Below are 16,782 nucleotides of genomic sequence, written 5' to 3'. Positions count from 1 at the left end.
CTTCTCGTTCGCGTCGCGTGTGCACGAAGCATCCAGTGCGCCGTGAAATCATTGAACTATGACTTTGGGCTCAATAAATACCGCACCCACATCTCGAATCGAACAAGAGCAGCGGGAGATTTCGCCCGAGTTCATCACAGATACGATTCGGGTGCTCACGAGCCACGAGTCGATTCGCAGCTTTGAGCCGACACCGATTGCGGCGGAGGCGCTGGAAGCAATCTTGGTGTCTGCCCGCAGCGCCCCGACGTCATCTAACCTGCAGGCGTTCAGCATCATCGTCGTTGAGGATGCAGAGCGCCGTGCTCGCCTGGCTCACCTAGTTGGCGACCAGCGCTACGTCGCTGAAGCCCCTGTCATGCTGATCTTCTGCGCCGATGTGTCCCGTTTTCACTACCTCGCCGAGCGACAGGGGCACACATTCGACGCTGACAACCTCGAAATGTTCCTTATGGCATCCGTCGATGCCGCTCTCGCGCTTGAGAACGCGCTAGTCGCCGCCGAGTCGCTCGGGCTTGGCGCTGTTCCTATTGGTTCGGTGCGCAATCAGCCTTCGGCGATTGCCGACGAGTTGGGCCTGCCCCAGGGAGTCTTTGCCGTCGCTGGTCTCACTCTCGGTCATCCGAGGGAGGGAGTGCGTCGGGGAACAAAGCCGCGTTTGTCGAGCGAGGCCGTTGTGCACCGGGAACAGTATTCAGGTGACGACATCGAGAAGCACGTCAGCGACTACGACGACGTCATGATTGCCAACGGTCTCTACTCGGGCCGTCAGGTCACCAGCGCAAGCGCGCAAATTCCTGATTCGGAATATGGTTGGGCCGAGCACACCGCCCGCCGCACCAGCCAGCCGGAGGGTGTAACGGGGCCGTCGGTTGCGATGCGCGACCACCTCAAAGACGAGGTCGAAGCGCGCGGTTTCAGGATCCGTTAGCGCTAGCGGCACGACTTGCGCGCGCGACGAAGACCATGATTAGTGGTTGCGTGACTTTCATCAGAGCCCAGATGAGTTTGTAGCGCACGCTGGGCACCGAGACGGCGCGACCGCGTGCCGCTGAGCGCAGGGCGGAGCGAACCACGAAGCTCGCATCGAGCCACATCCACTTCGGGGCCATGTCGGCGCGCTCAATGCCGAGTCGAGCGTGGAATTCAGTGCGGACAAACCCGGGCGCGACGGCGCTGAAGGTCACGCCGCGGTGGCGGTAGTGGGCGTTGGCCCAACGGCTGAAACTGAGCGGCCATGCTTTTGCCGCGCTATAGAGCCCGAGCGGGGCGCCCGCAGCGATGCTGGCGACAGTAAGTACGGTGCCGGATTCTCGGCTGAGCATGCCGCCGAGCACTGCGTGACTGAGGCGGAGGGGCACGGTGGCGAGAATCTCCAGCATCCGCTCTTCGTCGTCGATCGAGTTTGTTTCGAACTCTTGCGCCAGTCCGTAGCCGGCGTTGTTCACTAGATAGCTGATGGGGGCATCCGCCGAGTGCAAACGCTGCTCGACAATCGCCCGTTCGTCGACGTTGGTGAGGTCGGCCTTCAGCACTTCGGCGGTGACGCCGTAGCGTGAGCGCAGGTCGGATGCGACAGCCTCAAGTCTGGCCAGATCTCGCGCTACCAGAACAATGTTGTAGCCACCAGAAGCGAGTTGATGGGCGAACTCCGCCCCGAGGCCGGAAGTTGCTCCTGTGATGAGTGCGGTGCCGCGGGCCGTGCTGGCAGCGGGGCGTGGAGGCTGAATGGTCATCCCGAAACGCTATCGCGTCGAGCCCCATTGTCGTCAGCATGGCGCACGATAGAGGGGTGAACCTGCCCCGCCTTGTGGAGACGTTCGTCGAGTACCTCTCGGCAGACCGCGGCTTCAGCGTGCACACGATTCGTTCCTACCGTTCTGATCTCACCAACCTCGTCGCCTTCGCGGAAGAGCGGTTGGCGACAGAGCCCGCTGATCTCGATCTCGAACTCTTGCGTGAGTGGTTGTGGCAGTCCTCCCAAGAGGGGCTCGCAAAAGCTACGTTGGCGCGTCGGGCGGCAGCCTCGCGGGCGTTCAGCGCGTGGTTGGCCCAGAATAATTACACCGAGTTGGATGCCGCGGCTCGTCTTAAGGCGCCGAAGGCCGACCGGCACTTGCCCCGGGTTCTCAATCGCGATCAGATGGCCGAGATGTTGCAGAGTGTTGAGTCGCGGGCGTCCACGGCAGATCCAGTAGCGCTGCGGGACAGAGCTATTGTCGAGCTCCTCTATGCCTCGGCGCTGCGGGTGAGTGAGCTTGTGGGGCTCAGTGCGAATGACGTGGATGATTCCCGGCTCACCGTGCGCGTGATGGGTAAGGGGTCGAAGGAGAGGGTGGTTCCGTTTGGAATTCCGGCTCAACGCGCCATCGCCGATTATCTCGAGCGTGGTCGACCGCAACTCACCGCCGAAACCGGGGGAGCGGCACCGCTATTTGTGGGTGCCCGTGGCAAGCGTGTCAGTGCGCGCACGGTGTATGAAGTGATCGCGCATTTGCTCGCCGACGTTCCCGGTTCGGGCGGATCCGGCCCCCACACGTTGAGACATACCGCTGCCACCCATCTGCTCGATGGCGGCGCCGATCTACGGGCGGTGCAGGAGCTTTTGGGGCATGCCAGTCTGGGCACTACCCAGCTGTATACCCATGTCTCAACGGAGCGCTTGCGCGAAAGCTACCGCACCGCGCATCCCCGTGCTTAAGCATTCGGCCTCGACGGTCAGCGGCCAAGCTTCTCGTATCTCTTAGCCCAGGAGCGGGCTGTCGCCCACGTGGGTTTCTGGTTTCCAGGACGTGCGGCGTGGACCTGGCGGGTCAATCTTGGGTGGCGCGACGGCTGGCTTGGGGGAGGGAACGTCGGTGGGCTCCGGGAGCTGCGCGCGATAGATGGAGACGACCTGATCGAGGTAGCGCTCGATGACGTCTTTCTCGTTGTCGTCGAAGTTGTCGAGCACGCGGTCAATCCCCATAATCATGGGCATCAGCGTGGCCATGGCGGTCGCGACCGAACTCGGGTTGGGCACGACAACGACGCTTCTGCGGTCGGTGGGATGTTGTTCCCGCGTTACATGGCCGACGTTGATGAGTCGGTCTATTGAGGCGGTCACGGCTGGCGTCGAGATATTGAGGCGACGAGACAGCTCGGTCGGTGGCAGCGGCCCGCTCATGATCAGGTGGTTCATCGCTTCGAGGTCGGTCGGGTTGACCGAAAGGGTTCGACCGACGTGGTCCTCGAACTCTTCGCTGATATCGAGGATGTCGCGCAACAGCTGGGTGGGGCGTCGCGCGTCGGGACGCTCCGGAGGGGATTCGGTGTGTTGCATGCCGTTCACTTTACCGCTATGTTTCTAACTTGTCTAATATCTAGTTAATCGAAGTACTTTTCTTCAGAAGGAGAGCGATGTCTCGCCTCAGGACGTTCATCACTGCCCGGCGCACTTCGTGGATCGTATTGGTCGCCGCCTTTCTCGCGGCGGGCGCAATATTCGCGGCAGGTTCGGGCAACGAAGAGGGCGCCCTTCCCGGCGTCGGTCTTCCGGAGTCAGCCGAATCAGCACAGGCTGCCGCTGCAGCAGAAGACCTCCCTGGGGCTGACTCCACGGTTGCTCTTCTCGTCTTCACGCGTGACGGTGATGTACTCACCGACGACGACACCGCTGCCATCACCGAGGCGGCTGGCACGCTGAGCGACCTCTCGGCCGAGGGATTCGTTCCACCACCGACGTTCTCCGACGACGGCACGACCGCGATCGTTACGGTTCCGCTCGATTCCCTCTCCGAAGCTGGCGAACAAGCCGAGCGCGCGGACGAGATTCGGGCTGAAGCCAACGCCGACCTTCCGAGTGGCCTCACTGCATTGCTCAGCGGTCCTGAAGGATTCGCGGTCGACATCGCCGCCGTCTTTGAAGGCGCTGACTTCACCCTTCTCATCACCACCGTGATTGTTGTCGCGGTGCTCCTGCTCGTGACGTACCGCAGCCCCTGGTTGTGGCTCGTCCCGCTCATCGTCGTCGGTACCGCTGACGGGCTTGCCGGCATCGTCGCGGCTCGTGTCGCCGCGCTCGCTGGCATACCCTTGGATGCCTCGGTCACGGGAATTCTCTCGGTACTGGTCTTCGGTGCCGGCACCAACTACGCGCTGCTGCTCATCGCCCGGTACCGTGACGAATTGCGCTTGGAGGAAGACCGTCGCGAAGCGATGTCGCGGGCACTGCGCGGAGCTGGCCCCGCCATCATCGCCAGTGGAAGCACAGTGGTGCTCGCCCTCCTCACGCTGGTGTTCGCTGAGCTGCAGGGCAACCGTGCGCTGGGCATCGCGTGTGCCACGGGTGTAGTTATCGCCATGATCTTCGCGCTCGTCGTCTTGCCGGCGGCTCTCGTCTTGTTCGGTCGCGGTCTCTTCTGGCCGTACATCCCCAAGTTCGGCACGGAGGGCAGCGCAGAACGCGGTGTCTGGCACAAGCTGGGCGTTCTGGTATCCAAGAAGCCGGTTGCCGTTGCCATTCTGGGTGCGATCGTGCTTGGCGCTCTCTCCTTGGGCGTTCCGCAAATCAAGATTGGTCTCTCGCAAACCGAGAGCTTTACGCAGGTTCCCGAAGCGGTTCAGGGTCAGGACCTTATTGCTGAAGCATTCCCCGCTGGCAGCGGTTCGCCGGCATCCGTCATTGTGAACTCTGATTACGCCGATGAAGCTGCTCAGGCTGCCGAGGGAGTTGACGGTGTGGATGCTGTCAGCATCGGTGAAAGCACGTCGACGATCACGCAGATCAGTGTGGTGTTGGATGACGCAGCCGAGACTGAAGGCTCGTTCGCCGCTATCGAGGCTCTCCGCGCTGAACTCTCCAGCATCGACGGTGCTGATGCGCTCGTCGGCGGGTTGGATGCGCAGGCTCTCGACGTGCAGCGCGCCCAGCAGCATGATCAGGATCTGGTAATCCCGCTCATCCTTGGCCTGGTCTTCATTGTGCTGGTGCTGCTCTTGCGTTCGCTTGTTGCTCCGATTCTGTTGCTGCTCACGGTGCTTGCTTCGTTCTTTGCGAGCTTAGGCGCGAGTTGGCTCCTGTTCCAGTCGGTCTTCGGATTCCCCGCTATCGACACCAATGTGGTGCTGTTTAGCTTCCTCTTCCTTGTGGCGCTCGGTGTGGATTACAACATCTTCTTGGTCACGCGGGCGCGAGAAGAAGCGGTCGAGCACGGCACACGCCAGGGAATGATTCGTGCGCTTTCCTCGACCGGTGGCGTCATCACGAGCGCCGGCATCTTGCTCGCGGCCGTGTTTGCGGTGCTCGGTGTTCTGCCTCTCATTACGCTCACGCAGATCGGAATCATTGTCTGCATCGGTGTGCTGCTCGACACGCTTCTCGTTCGTACGGTGATTGTGCCGTCGCTTGCGTTCATGCTTGGCGAGAAGTTCTGGTGGCCGGGTCGCGTGATTTCGATTGGCGCAGAGGTGCGCACCCCGAAGCGTGCCGCTGCCGAGCATGTGCGTGAGCACGCTCCGGCTCACACCGAGGAGCACGCTCCGAAGCATGCGGAGGATGACCACTCGCCGAAACACAGCATCGACGCCTAGTCGACGCACAACTCGGATGCTCGCCCTAGTTGAGCCCGCAGGCGCTATGCGCTCGGGCTCGACTAGGGCTTTCGTGTGGGCAGCAGTATCGCGCGGGGGATCGCTCCGAGGTAATTGAGTGGCGACACATACTCGCCATCAAGGCGTACCCCGAAGTGAATGCACGCGACCGAACAGTGTCCGGGCTGCAGCTCGCCAATCACGTCTCCCTGCTGCACGGAGTCGCCGCGAGAGAGCGTAGTGGTGACAGGCTCGTAACTCGTGATGAGCCCACCCGGATGTAATACAGAGAGCACCGGGCGATCCACCACGACACCGGCGAAGTGCACGACGCCCGCGGCAGGGGCTCGCACCTCAGTCGTTGTGCCTGCACCAATATCGATGCCACGGTGCCCCGCCGAATACGCCGTGTCCGGTGCGATATAGGGGCGGATGATCGGATGCGGTGCCTCCACTGGCCAGTCCCACTCGGCAGCGGTGTCAGCGTGTGCGCTCGCGCCAGCAACGGTCGCGACGAGAAGCGCAAGAAGCACGGATAAAGAAGCTCGAAACATCCACTCAGTGTGGTGTTTACGGCGGCTGGTAGCGGGCGAAAAATCACACCCGGGGAAACTCAATCAGGGTGATGTCATTGTGGGGGAGCGATGGTATGATTTTGGCAGCACCGCGTGTATTCGCGGTGACTACGCGTGCCCCGCTGCAGTACAACTACCGCAGCACACGGCCGCTATCTCCACTCAGTCCCCTCTCGCGCACCATTGCGGCAGGGGCGGAGGTATGCCCGGGCACTAGGATTCGCGCCAACCGGTCGCGAGTATTAACTGAGAAGGCCATTGCCGCCATGTGCGCCAGTGAGCCAGAAAAGGAGAACGGCTATGGCCGTCGTAACCATCCGCGAGCTGCTTGACAGCGGCGTACACTTCGGACACCAGACTCGTCGTTGGAACCCGAAAATGAAGCGCTTTATTCTGACCGAGCGCTCGGGCAGCCACATCATTGACCTTCAGCAGTCGCTGGGTCACATCGACGCTGTTTATGACTACGTCAAGGAGACGGTCGCCCACGGCGGAACCATTCTTTTCGTTGGTACCAAGAAGCAGGCACAGGGAACGATCGCTGAGCAGGCACTGCGCGTAGGCCAGCCCTACGTCAACCAGCGCTGGCTCGGTGGACTCCTCACCAACTTCCAGACGGTTTCCAAGCGTCTTGCGCGCATGAAGGAACTCGAAGAGGTCGACTTCGATGACACCACGCGTGGTTTCACCAAGAAGGAACTGCTCATTCAGAAGCGCGAGCTTGTGAAACTGCAGAAGAGCCTCGGTGGTATCCGTAACCTCACGAAGACCCCTTCGGCGATCTGGATCGTTGACACCAAGAAGGAGCACCTCGCCATTGACGAGGCTCACAAGCTTGGTATCCCCGTCATCGCTATCCTCGACACCAACTGCGACCCCGACGACGTTGCGTACCCGATCCCGGGTAACGACGACGCCATCCGCTCGGTCGGTCTCCTCACGCGCATCGTTGCTGACGCTGCTGCTGAGGGCCTCATCCAGCGTCACCAGAAGCCAGAAGAGGGCAAAGAAGTAGAGCCCATGGCTGCATGGGAAGCTGAGCTTCTCGGCCAGGCTGACGCGGATGCCGCTGCAGCAAAGACCGAAGAGCCCAAGGCCGAAGAAGCTAAGGCTGAAGAGCCCAAGGTTGAAGAAGCTAAGGCCGAAGAGCCTAAGGCTGAAGAGCCCAAGGCTGAAGAAGCTAAGGCTGAAGAGCCCGCCAAGGCAGAGGCAAAGGCTGAGAAGGCCGCAGCTAAGCCCGCAGCAAAGAAGACCCCCGCGAAGGCTGCAGACGCAGCTGACGACAAGAAGTAAGGATTCGAACAATGGCAGACTTCAGCCTCGAAGACCTCAAGACCCTGCGTGAGCGCCTCGGCACCGGCATGGTTGAAACCAAGAACGCTCTCGTTGAGGCAGGCGGTGACCTCGAAAAGGCCACCGAGCTTCTTCGTCTGCGCGGTGCCAAGAGCAACGCGAAGCGTTCTGACCGTTCCACCAGCGAAGGCCTCATCGCCGCGAAGACCGCTGGCGGATCGACCACCATCATCGAGCTCGCCTGCGAGACCGACTTCGTTGCCAAGGGCGACAAGTTTGTCGCTCTGGGCGAGGCTGTTGCCGAAGCAGTTGCTGCTGCGGGCGCATCGACCGTAGAAGAGGGCCTTGCGGCATCCGCAGGCTCGAAGACGGTCGACGAGCTCATCAACGATGAAGCTGCAATCTTGGGTGAGAAGTTCGAACTGCGTCGCCTTGCCAAGCTTGAGGGTGACTCGTTCGAGGTCTACATGCACCGCACCAACAAGGACCTGCCTCCGCAGGTCGGCGTTGTTGTCGCATACACGGGTGACGATGCAGAGACCGCTCGCGGAATCGCGCAGCACATCTCGTTCGCTGCTCCGACCTACCTCTCGCGTGAAGACGTTCCGGCAGATGATGTCGAGAACGAGCGTCGCATCGTAGAAGAGATCAGTCGCGGAGAGGGCAAGCCTGACGCTGCTCTTCCCAAGATCGTTGAAGGTCGTCTCGGCGCGTTCTTCAAGCAGGTTGCCCTGCTTGACCAAGACTACGCTCGCGACAACAAGGTTTCTGTCGCCAAGGTTGCCGCTGACGCGGGCATCACCATCACTGGTTTTGCACGCTTCAAGGTAGGCGCCTAACACGCATATCGACGAAGGCCCGAGGCTCTATTGCCTCGGGCCTTTGTTGTGTGCCGCCGCGGATCAGGCGGCCCGGCACGGTCATTACGGCGAATGTGCTGTACGCCCGTGCTGAACTCTCCGCAACGCAATACCCTGTAATAGAGAACCGCTAGCGAAAGAAGACGATGACTACTCAACGCAAACGCCGAGTGCTGCTAAAACTGTCGGGAGAAGCATTCGGTGGTGGCCAGTTGGGTGTTAACCCGGATGTCGTCTCGGCTCTTGCAAAGGAGATCGCTGCGGCAGCCGCTGAGGTAGAAATCGCCATCGTTGTTGGTGGAGGCAACTTCTTCCGTGGTGCTGAGCTCAGCCAGCGTGGGATGGATCGCGGCCGCGCCGACTACATGGGGATGTTGGGCACGGTAATGAACGCCCTCGCCCTTCAGGACTTCTTGGAGCAGGCAGGCACAGCAACCCGCGTGCAGTCAGCTATTGCGATGACACAGGTCGCGGAGCCGTATATTCCGCTGCGTGCCGAACGTCATCTCGAGAAGGGCCGTGTTGTCATCTTCGGCGCCGGTGCAGGCTTGCCATACTTCTCCACTGACACGGTTGCAGCTCAGCGCGCTCTCGAGATCGGCGCGGAAGAAGTGCTTGTTGCGAAGAACGGTGTTGACGGCGTGTATGACGCTGACCCCCGCAGCAACCCCGATGCTCGCAAGCTCGAATCAATCAGCTTTCAGGATGCTCTCGTGCAGGGCCTCAAGGTCGTCGACTCGACCGCCTTTAGCCTGTGCATGGACAATGCGATGCCGATGCTGGTCTTCGGTATGGAGCCAGCAGGAAACCTCACCCGCGCCATCGTGGGGGAGCAAATCGGCACTCGCGTGCACGGATAGCGCTCAGCGCTCTAATTACCGCCCCAGCCAAACGATTTCCGAGTGCCGCACCGCAGTTGTTCCTACCTCTGCACGCTAAACTCGAGTAAGACCTAGAGGAGTGCCCCTGTGATCAGTGATGTCCTAGCCGAGGCTAGCGAAAAGATGAACAAGGCAGTAGAAGCTGCCAAAGATGACTTCGGCACGGTTCGTACCGGCCGCGCTAACCCAGCGTTGTTCCAGAAAGTCCTAGTGGACTATTACGGAACTCCCACTCCGTTGCAGCAGCTTGCGTCCATGGTGAACCAAGAGGCTCGTACTCTCCTGATCACCCCGTTCGACAAGTCCGCGCTCAAAGACATTGAGAAGGCAATCGCAGGCGCTCACCACCTCGGTGCGAGCGTCGGCAACGATGGCAACGTCATCCGTGCCACGCTGCCGGAACTCACCGAAGAACGCCGCAAGGAGTTCGTCAAGGTTGTGCGCGATAAGGCTGAGCAGGCTCGCGTCTCGCTTCGCAACGTGCGCCGTAAGGCAAAAGACGACCTTGAGGCGCTCACTGAGGTCGGCGAAGATGAGGTCGCGCGCGCCGAGAAAGAACTAGAAGCGAGCACGAAGGCTCATGTCGACACAATCGACGACGCTCTCAAGCGCAAAGAAGCTGAACTTCTCGAGGTCTAATGGTCTCCGAATTCGAAGCTCACGTTCGAGCTACAAACGACAAGATTAACGCCCGCACGGGGCGTCCTTTGGCGATGGCTCTCACCGTGGGGCTGGGTCTTGGTCTTGCTTTGTTGTTCAGCCTGATCTTTGTCAAAGAGCTGTACATGCTCTTTGCGGGCGTGCTGGTTGCTTTCACGGCATTCGAGCTCGCCAGTGCGCTTCGTTTTGCCGGCCTGAAAATTCCACGCGTCGCAGCGGTCATTGCCGCAGTCGCGGTTGTTCCCGCGTCGTTCTATTGGCAGGCCGAAGGCCAGTGGTTTGTCACGCTGGGTGGCATCGTCTTCGTGTGGCTCTGGCGGCTTGTTGAAGTAGTTGTGATGCCGAGCCACCGTGGTTCGGTGAAATCGATCATGCGCGATCTCGGCGCTGGCGTTTTCGTCATGTTGTACGTTGCATTCCTTGCGAGCTTCACCGTGATTCTCACTGCTCAAGACGGTGGCCAGTGGTGGACACTCGCGATGCTGATTGTCGTCGTCGTCAGCGATATCGGAGCGTACGCGAGTGGGCTTTCGTTTGGCAAACATAAGATGGCTCCCACCATCAGCCCCGGCAAAACGTGGGAAGGGTTTGCCGGAGCAGCGCTTGCGGCGATTACCGCAGGCATTCTGCTTGCCCTCTTCATGATCGATCAGCCCTGGTGGGTTGGACTCATCTTTGGTCTCGTTATCTTGGGTACCGCCACCATGGGAGATCTAGCGGAGTCACTCATCAAGCGTGACCTCGGGATTAAAGACATTAGTACCTGGCTTCCGGGCCACGGAGGCTTCCTAGATCGCGTTGACTCGTCGCTTTTGTCGGCTGCTGCTGGCTATGCGCTCTTTCTTATCTTCTCGTAAGGCACAATAGAACCGTGAGCACCACATTTCCCCGCAGCCGCAAGTCGAAGCTCGGGTACAACGTCGATCAGGTCGAGGATTTCCTCGAGGAGGCGCGTCGTGCCTACACGGCCGATCGTAGTGACTCCTCGATCGTGTCTTCGCGGTCCATTCGCAAGTTAGCTTTTGCCATGCAGAAGGGCGGATACTCCCCGGTGCATGTTGACTCGGCTCTTGAGCGCCTCGAAGACGCATTCGCGGCACGTGAACGTGATCGCTCGATCGCAGAATTGGGCGAGACAGCGTGGTACGCGAACGCTCGGGCCGAAGCGCAGGAGATCCTCAACCGTCTCGCGCGACGCGAAGGAAAGAGATTTGCTCGCTCGAATTCGTTCACGATCGGCTATTCGATCAAAGATGTTGATGCCTTTGCTCAAGAGCTCGCCAACTACTTTCAGCATGGCGCTCCGCTGACCATCGACCGCGTTCGTACCGTCGCGTTCCGCAGCGCTAAGGGTGGCTATCGCGAAGCCCAGGTCGATTACTTGATCGACTCCGTCATCGACGTCATGCTCGCTGTTCGCTAGTTCCCGCCTTTTTTTCAGGTGAGTCGACTAGCATTGCCGTACTTTGTTCATTAATTCCCGAGCCGCAATCATCCGCGCCCAAGCCAAGAGCCAGAGCGCGGATCTTTCCGGACGCCACAAACGCGTCTCGTGGAGCTTGCCTGTTTTCGCTTCTGCCGTGAGCTTAGGCTTCGTCGCCACCTTGATGATGGCGGCTCCTACCCCCGCAAGCACGGTGTCAGCGGCGCCAGTGCCGCTCAACGCCATGGAGCGTGCAGAAGTGCAATCGCTCACCGTGGCCGAGGGCTTCGTCAACGAAGTCTCGCGTGATGAACTCAAGATCAAAGAGATCGTGGTTGAGCCTGTTGTGGTGGCATCTCCTGTCGCGCCTGCCGTAGGAACTCCTGATCCCGGAACAGCCCAGGCGGTGGCGCTTTCAATGCTTACCGCTCGTGGTCTAGGCACGAGCGAGTACAACTGTCTCGTTAGCCTCTGGAATCGCGAATCTGGCTGGAACGTGTACGCCCAGAACTCCTCGAGCGGTGCCTACGGCATCCCTCAGGCGCTTCCTGGCAGCAAGATGGCGTCCGCTGGCGCTGATTGGGCCACCAATCCTGCCACCCAGATCTCTTGGGGTCTCAGCTACATCGACGGCCGCTACGGAACGCCGTGTGGAGCCTGGGCCTATTCCGAGTCCAACGGCTGGTACTAGGCGGCGTCGCGACACCGCATAAGCTTGAGTTATGCCTCGTTCTAATCGTCCTCGCGGAAAACGCCGGCCCGACGACGATGACAACGGCGATATCAGGAACGCCATTTTTGGTTCACGTCGAACGGAAATGAAGCGTGACGGCGAATGGAATGTTCAGCCGGTCTCGCCAGCCAAGGCAGTTAAAAATTACACCTGCCCCGGATGCTCGCAAACTATTAGTTCGGGCACTGCTCACACTGTGACGTGGCGTGCCGACGGCATCATGGGCTCAGCTGACGACTTGGCAGCTCGGCGTCACTGGCACCAACACTGTTGGAAAATTAGATTGTGAGCGATTTCCCCGTGACCCAGACCTCCACGAACGATTCCGGTGTGAACGCGGCGTCTCCAAGTGAACCGATTAGAGGCGCGACTGAGCTTCCGGCGACCCGCGAAAACATCGAGCTGCACACTGATGACGGCTTCACTCTGGTCGGGGAGCTTTCACTTCCGGAGTCTGGTCACATCGCTGCCACTTTAGTGACTTTGCACCCCTTGCCAACGGCAGGCGGGTTTATGGATTCACACATCATTCGCAAGGCTGCCGCTCGGCTACCAGCGCTGGCCGATGTCGCGGTACTACGTTTTAATTTCCGCGGAGTGACGTCGCCACGAGGAACCTCAGAGGGTTCCTTCGGCGAGGGTGAGCTTGAAGCTCACGACCTTGCAGCAGCGATGGACTTCGTGCGTGAGCGTGGACTTCCCAACGTCTGGCTCTTGGGGTGGTCGTTTGGTACTGAAGTCACGCTCAAATATGGTCTGCGGCATCCGATCACCGGTGCGATTCTGCTTTCCCCACCGCTACATCGTGCGAGCCCGGATGAGGTGGCCGCGTGGGCAGGCGACGAGCGCCGTCTGGTGGCGGTGATCCCTGAGCTCGATGACTACTTGCGCCCAGAACAAGCCGCGCAACGATTCTCCTCGGTGCCGGAGCTGGAATTTGTCGCGGTCGAGGGCGGCAAACACTTATGGGTGGGGGAGGCTCAGACGTATCGGGTGCTCACCGAGATCGTGGCCCGCCTCAACCCGATGGTGCTTCCTTTGCCGCGCACATGGCCACCGGAGCCGGCTAGCGCCGTCTAGCTGCTCTTTGCTAGAGATCAGCTTGGCGCGGTACGACGACCTGCTGAAAGATCAGCAGGATCGCCGCGGCAACGGGGATGGCGATTAGAGCACCCAAAATGCCCAGCAGCGTTCCGCCGGCGAGTGCGGCGATCACCACGAGGGCGCCTGGAATTTTCACGGCCTTGTTCATAATGCGGGGGTTGAGCACGTAGGCCTCAAGCTGCATGTAGATCAGGTAGTAGATTCCTACGGCAATCACGCTCGGTGGGCCATTGAACAGGAACACCAGCAACGTAATGACGACGGATCCGCTCAGCGTTCCCACGAGAGGGATGAGGGATCCGACGAAGGCGATGAATGCCAGCAACGCCGAGTACTTCACGGGAAACCCGAAGGCCGGGAAGATCAGAGTGAGCACGAGGAACGAGAGCACACCGTTGACCAGAGCGAGTGAACTCTGGCCGATCACGTAGCGACCGACGGCGGCACTCACTTGCTCGGCGAGGTCGATAAACTTTGCGCGCTTGGTGGCCGGCACGAGTTGGTAGACACCGGACTTGATGCTGTTAAGCGACGATACGAAGTAGATCGTGAGGATCAATACGATGATGGCACCGGTGATTCCGGTGGCGATCCCGATTCCTACGGCGAACACTCCGCCGCCGATGGTCGTGAAGTCGAGGTCTACGACCCACGCGTTGAAGCCGTCGAGGAGATCCTGCACATCAAGCCACGGGAACGCGGTCTCTACGCTCTCACGAACCGTGCCATCGAAAAATGCTGTGACGAGACGCGGGATTGCCTGGGCCGCGTTGCTGACCTGCTCGGCGATGACGGGAACGATCGCAAAAACGAGTCCGGTGAACACGCCAAGCACTCCCACGAGCACCGTGAGGATCGCTGTCCACCGCGGAAACTTTCTGGTTTCGAGCCACGTGACGACGGGGTCAAGACCGAGTGCAAGGAACAGCGCCGCGCCGACATACGTCAGGATCGTCGCGAGCGAAATAATGGCCTCGCCGATTCCGACCGCGACGAGAACACCCAGACCGCCCAGAAGTCCGAGGCGGAATGGATTGAGGATCTTCATTGCATGGCTCCGTTCGACCTCACGCAACTGCGCAGGGCTGAGCGCAATTCTAGGGGCCGCTCAGCGTGTTGCTAGCTAACTTCCTCGGCTTTGTTCAGAACTCCGCGAAGGTTTTCGAAGTAGCCCGCAACCGTTTCGCGTTCAGCCTTGATCTTGGCGAGGCGGTCTTCGGCTTCGCTTACGAGATCGTGGGAGCGCTTTTCAGCATCGTCAAGCATCAACTTGGCGCGCTGCTCAGCATCTGCGATTTGGTCGCTGGCCTGGTCTGATGCGTCTGCAAGCAGCGTTTTCGCTTCGGATTGTGAGGTCTTAGTGAGCTCTTCAGCTTCGTGACGCTTAGCATTTGCCTCGCGCACGGCTTCAGCCAATTGCGCTTGAGCTTCTTCGAGGTAGTTCTGAGTTTGGGCTGTCGCTTCTTTGTGCTGTGCCAAGAACTCTTTCTCGGCCTCATCGCGTCGCACAGCAATTTCTTTCTCGAGCGAGATGCGGGCTTCTTCGGCCTCACGCTCGATCGTGGTGCGAGTTTCTTCGAGCTGGTGTTTGATGGTCGCCCGCGTCGATTCCACTTCATTGGCAAGTTCTGCACGCTGGCGTGCAACATCGCGGTCGAGGTCGGTTGTCTGCTTTTCGACATCGTGGGCGAGGGTTGAACGTGTTTCTAATTCGTAACTCTCGAGCTCGGTGCGCTTGCTGTCGATCTCGGCATCCAGTTCAGCGTGGCGACGTGCCATATCTTCTTCGAGGCCGGCCGTTGCCGCGGCGATTTCTGCTTCGAGTTCGTTGCGACGTGTGCTCATCTCGGCTTCGAACTCGGCTCGAGCGGTGGAGCTCTCGTGCTCGAAGGCGGCGCGAGCGCTCGTGATTTCTGCTTCGAGCCCAGCCTGCGTGGTCTCTACATCGCTCTCTAGAGCGGCTCGAGTCGTTGAAACTTCTTTGGCGAGCGCCTTCTTGGTGGAACTGACTTCCTTGTCGAGCGCCTTCTTTTGCGCGTTGACGTCGGCTGAGAGTTCTTTTCGAGTGGCCTTGACGTGGGCCTCGAGTTCAGTCTGCGTGGTCGTGACCTCGTCTTCGAGAGCGGCCTTCGCTGTGGCAACTTCTCGTTCGAGCTCAGCGCGAGTGGTTGTAACCTCTTGTTCGAGCGAAGCTTGGGTGACTTTAACTTCCTGCTCGAGTGCGGTCTTGGTGCTCGTAACCTCGTGCTCGAGCGCTGCCTGGGTGCTGGTTACTTCGTGCTCGAGCGCCGCCTTGGTGGTGCTGACCTCGTCTTCGAGTGCCGCACGCGTTGTAGTGACGTCGCTCTCGAGGTGGTGACGGGCTTCGCGCTCTTCGTTCTCCCACAGTTCGCGAGCTTCAGAGATTTCAGTCTCGAGCGACGCTTGCGCTGCGAGCACAGTCTTTTCGAGTTCAGCGAGAGTGTTTGCGGCTTCCGTGGCTGCTGCTGTGCGAGTTGCTTCGGCTTCTGCTTCAAGCGCAGCGTAGGCGGCATCGAGTTCTGCCTGATGTGTGGCCTTGGCTGCTTTGGTTTCGTTGGCGAGCTTGGTGTGGGCGGCCTTGGTCTCGTTGGCGAGCTTGGTGTTGGCGGCTTTGGTTTCGTTGGCGAGCTTCTCGCGTGCCGTTGTTGTCTCGGCTTCGAGGTCTGCGCGTGCCGTCTCAATCTCGCGAGCAAGGTCGGTGCGAGCTTGCTCGATATCGCGCTGGAGATCTTCGCGCTGCTTGGTGTTCTCGGCCTCGAACGTGGCGCGGCCGAGTTCGGCATCTCGAGCCAAGGACTCTGCAGCCTCGCGGGCGTCGGCAACTTCGTTTGCGGTGCTAGCGCGCAGTTCGGTCATCGCGCGTTCGGTCTCGGCACGCAGAGCTGCCGATTCACGCTTGGCAGAGGTGCGGGCATCCGCAGCTTCAGTTGCTACGGCACCGCGAATCGTGGCGGCTTCGCGAGAGGCATCGGTAACGAGCTGTGAGGCTTCGTCTTTCGCTCGGGCGACGAGAGCCTCGGCTTCGGCTCGGGATGACTTGGCGAGTGCTGCTGCTTCGCTGTTCGCTTCGTTGAGGATACGTTCGGATTCGTTGGCGGTGTCGGCACGCAGCGCAGCGGTTTCCGACTGAACAGCCTTGCGCATTTTCTCGGCATCGATGTCGGCTTGGCTGATGAGTTGGGTGGAGTGCTCTTCAGCAACTCGCAGCATGCTCTCAAGTTTGGAACCGAGGCCGCTGTAGGTCGGGCTTCCGGATTCATCGAGTTCTGCCTGAAGATCTTCGTTTACGGCCAGAAGACGTTTTACCTCTTTGGTGGAAGAAGTGCGGTCTGCTTTAGCTGCCACCAGCTCACGACGAAGCTCACCAATGAGCTTGTCGACATCGTCCCTCTTGTAACCGCGCATCTCTGTGCCGAAATCGGTATCGTTCGCGGCCAAGATTTCTCCTCGATGTCAGCGGAATGAACCCTCTGAGTTTAGTGGGATGAAGAGGCCTCCTGTCATTCCGGTTTCCTCATCCAACGTGAGACGTACACCCTTCTCTCAGAAAGTTCCCAGAGGAGTAACTAGGTGGCCAGAACGCAATCGGCTATTCTTGAACGTCTTTGTTGTTGCCTACCCGCGTGGATGAGGCCCCTACCTCCAAACCAACCGAGGTTCT

The 16,782-nt window shown here is 60.0% G+C and carries 16 protein-coding genes; 11 read left to right on the top strand and 5 right to left on the bottom strand.

Features of this window, described 5'->3' with window-relative positions; genetic code table 11:
* Window positions 1–58 precede the first annotated feature (58 nt).
* Window positions 59–931, top strand: coding sequence for an NADPH-dependent oxidoreductase (locus I6E56_RS03630; protein WP_197136100.1), 873 nt, complete (start codon window positions 59–61; stop codon window positions 929–931).
* On the opposite strand, the gene I6E56_RS03625 is transcribed toward I6E56_RS03630, so the two are convergent.
* Window positions 918–1,736, bottom strand: a complete 819-nt coding sequence (locus I6E56_RS03625; protein ID WP_197136099.1) for an SDR family oxidoreductase — start codon at window positions 1,734–1,736, stop codon at window positions 918–920. The genes I6E56_RS03630 and I6E56_RS03625 overlap by 14 nt on opposite strands.
* 38 nt (window positions 1,737–1,774) lie before the next feature.
* Here I6E56_RS03625 and I6E56_RS03620 point away from each other — a divergent pair, with 38 nt between their 5' ends.
* Window positions 1,775–2,701 carry a tyrosine recombinase XerC gene (locus I6E56_RS03620; protein ID WP_197136098.1) on the top strand — a complete coding sequence of 309 codons (927 nt, stop codon included), beginning with the start codon at window positions 1,775–1,777 and terminating at the stop codon, window positions 2,699–2,701.
* A 42-nt stretch (window positions 2,702–2,743) separates the two neighbouring features.
* Here I6E56_RS03620 and I6E56_RS03615 read toward each other — a convergent pair whose 3' ends face one another.
* On the bottom strand, window positions 2,744–3,322 hold the full coding sequence (locus I6E56_RS03615) for a MarR family winged helix-turn-helix transcriptional regulator (RefSeq protein WP_197136097.1): 579 nt from the start codon (window positions 3,320–3,322) through the stop codon (window positions 2,744–2,746).
* Window positions 3,323–3,399: 77 nt separating this feature from the next.
* On the opposite strand from I6E56_RS03615, the gene I6E56_RS03610 reads away from it, so the two are divergent.
* Window positions 3,400–5,571, top strand: coding sequence for an MMPL family transporter (locus tag I6E56_RS03610; protein ID WP_197136095.1), 2,172 nt, complete (start codon window positions 3,400–3,402; stop codon window positions 5,569–5,571).
* A gap of 62 nt (window positions 5,572–5,633) precedes the next feature.
* Here the strand turns inward: I6E56_RS03610 and I6E56_RS03605 are convergent, their stop codons facing one another.
* On the bottom strand, window positions 5,634–6,125 hold the full coding sequence (locus I6E56_RS03605; protein ID WP_197136093.1) for a M23 family metallopeptidase: 492 nt from the start codon (window positions 6,123–6,125) through the stop codon (window positions 5,634–5,636).
* 321 nt (window positions 6,126–6,446) lie between these two features.
* Here I6E56_RS03605 and rpsB point away from each other — a divergent pair, with 321 nt between their 5' ends.
* From rpsB to I6E56_RS03565, 8 genes are all read left to right on the top strand, one after another.
* On the top strand, window positions 6,447–7,439 hold the full coding sequence (gene rpsB, locus I6E56_RS03600) for a 30S ribosomal protein S2 (protein WP_197136091.1): 993 nt from the start codon (window positions 6,447–6,449) through the stop codon (window positions 7,437–7,439).
* Between the two features lie 11 nt (window positions 7,440–7,450).
* Entirely contained in the window at window positions 7,451–8,278 is an 828-nt protein-coding gene (gene tsf, locus I6E56_RS03595; RefSeq protein WP_197136090.1) for a translation elongation factor Ts, read from the top strand.
* A 167-nt stretch (window positions 8,279–8,445) separates the two neighbouring features.
* A complete protein-coding gene (pyrH, locus tag I6E56_RS03590; RefSeq protein WP_197136088.1) occupies window positions 8,446–9,159 on the top strand; it encodes a UMP kinase in 714 nt (237 codons plus the stop codon).
* A 108-nt stretch (window positions 9,160–9,267) separates the two neighbouring features.
* Window positions 9,268–9,819 carry a ribosome recycling factor gene (gene frr / locus I6E56_RS03585; protein ID WP_197124082.1) on the top strand — a complete coding sequence of 184 codons (552 nt, stop codon included), beginning with the start codon at window positions 9,268–9,270 and terminating at the stop codon, window positions 9,817–9,819.
* On the top strand, window positions 9,819–10,697 hold the full coding sequence (locus I6E56_RS03580) for a phosphatidate cytidylyltransferase (protein WP_197136086.1): 879 nt from the start codon (window positions 9,819–9,821) through the stop codon (window positions 10,695–10,697). Before frr ends, I6E56_RS03580 begins: the two co-directional genes overlap by 1 nt.
* 14 nt (window positions 10,698–10,711) lie before the next feature.
* Window positions 10,712–11,263 (top strand): DivIVA domain-containing protein, encoded by a 552-nt coding sequence (locus tag I6E56_RS03575; RefSeq protein ID WP_197136084.1) that lies wholly within the window; start codon window positions 10,712–10,714, stop codon window positions 11,261–11,263.
* Between the two features lie 43 nt (window positions 11,264–11,306).
* Entirely contained in the window at window positions 11,307–11,954 is a 648-nt protein-coding gene (locus I6E56_RS03570) for a lytic transglycosylase domain-containing protein (RefSeq protein ID WP_231606231.1), read from the top strand.
* Window positions 11,955–12,326: 372 nt separating this feature from the next.
* Entirely contained in the window at window positions 12,327–13,076 is a 750-nt protein-coding gene (locus I6E56_RS03565) for an alpha/beta hydrolase (RefSeq protein ID WP_197138045.1), read from the top strand.
* Window positions 13,077–13,086: 10 nt separating this feature from the next.
* Here I6E56_RS03565 and I6E56_RS03560 read toward each other — a convergent pair whose 3' ends face one another.
* Window positions 13,087–14,148, bottom strand: coding sequence for an AI-2E family transporter (locus tag I6E56_RS03560; RefSeq protein WP_197136083.1), 1,062 nt, complete (start codon window positions 14,146–14,148; stop codon window positions 13,087–13,089).
* Window positions 14,149–14,219: 71 nt separating this feature from the next.
* Window positions 14,220–16,559: a hypothetical protein gene (locus I6E56_RS03555; RefSeq protein WP_197136082.1), complete on the bottom strand. Its 2,340-nt coding sequence runs from the start codon at window positions 16,557–16,559 to the stop codon at window positions 14,220–14,222.
* Window positions 16,560–16,782 lie beyond the last annotated feature (223 nt).

Origin of the sequence: Salinibacterium sp. NK8237, assembly GCF_015864955.1 — a bacterium.
Taxonomy (GTDB): Bacteria; Actinomycetota; Actinomycetes; order Actinomycetales; family Microbacteriaceae; genus Rhodoglobus.
Note: the sequence above shows the minus strand (reverse complement) of the source record. Positions and strands in the feature narration are given on the sequence as shown.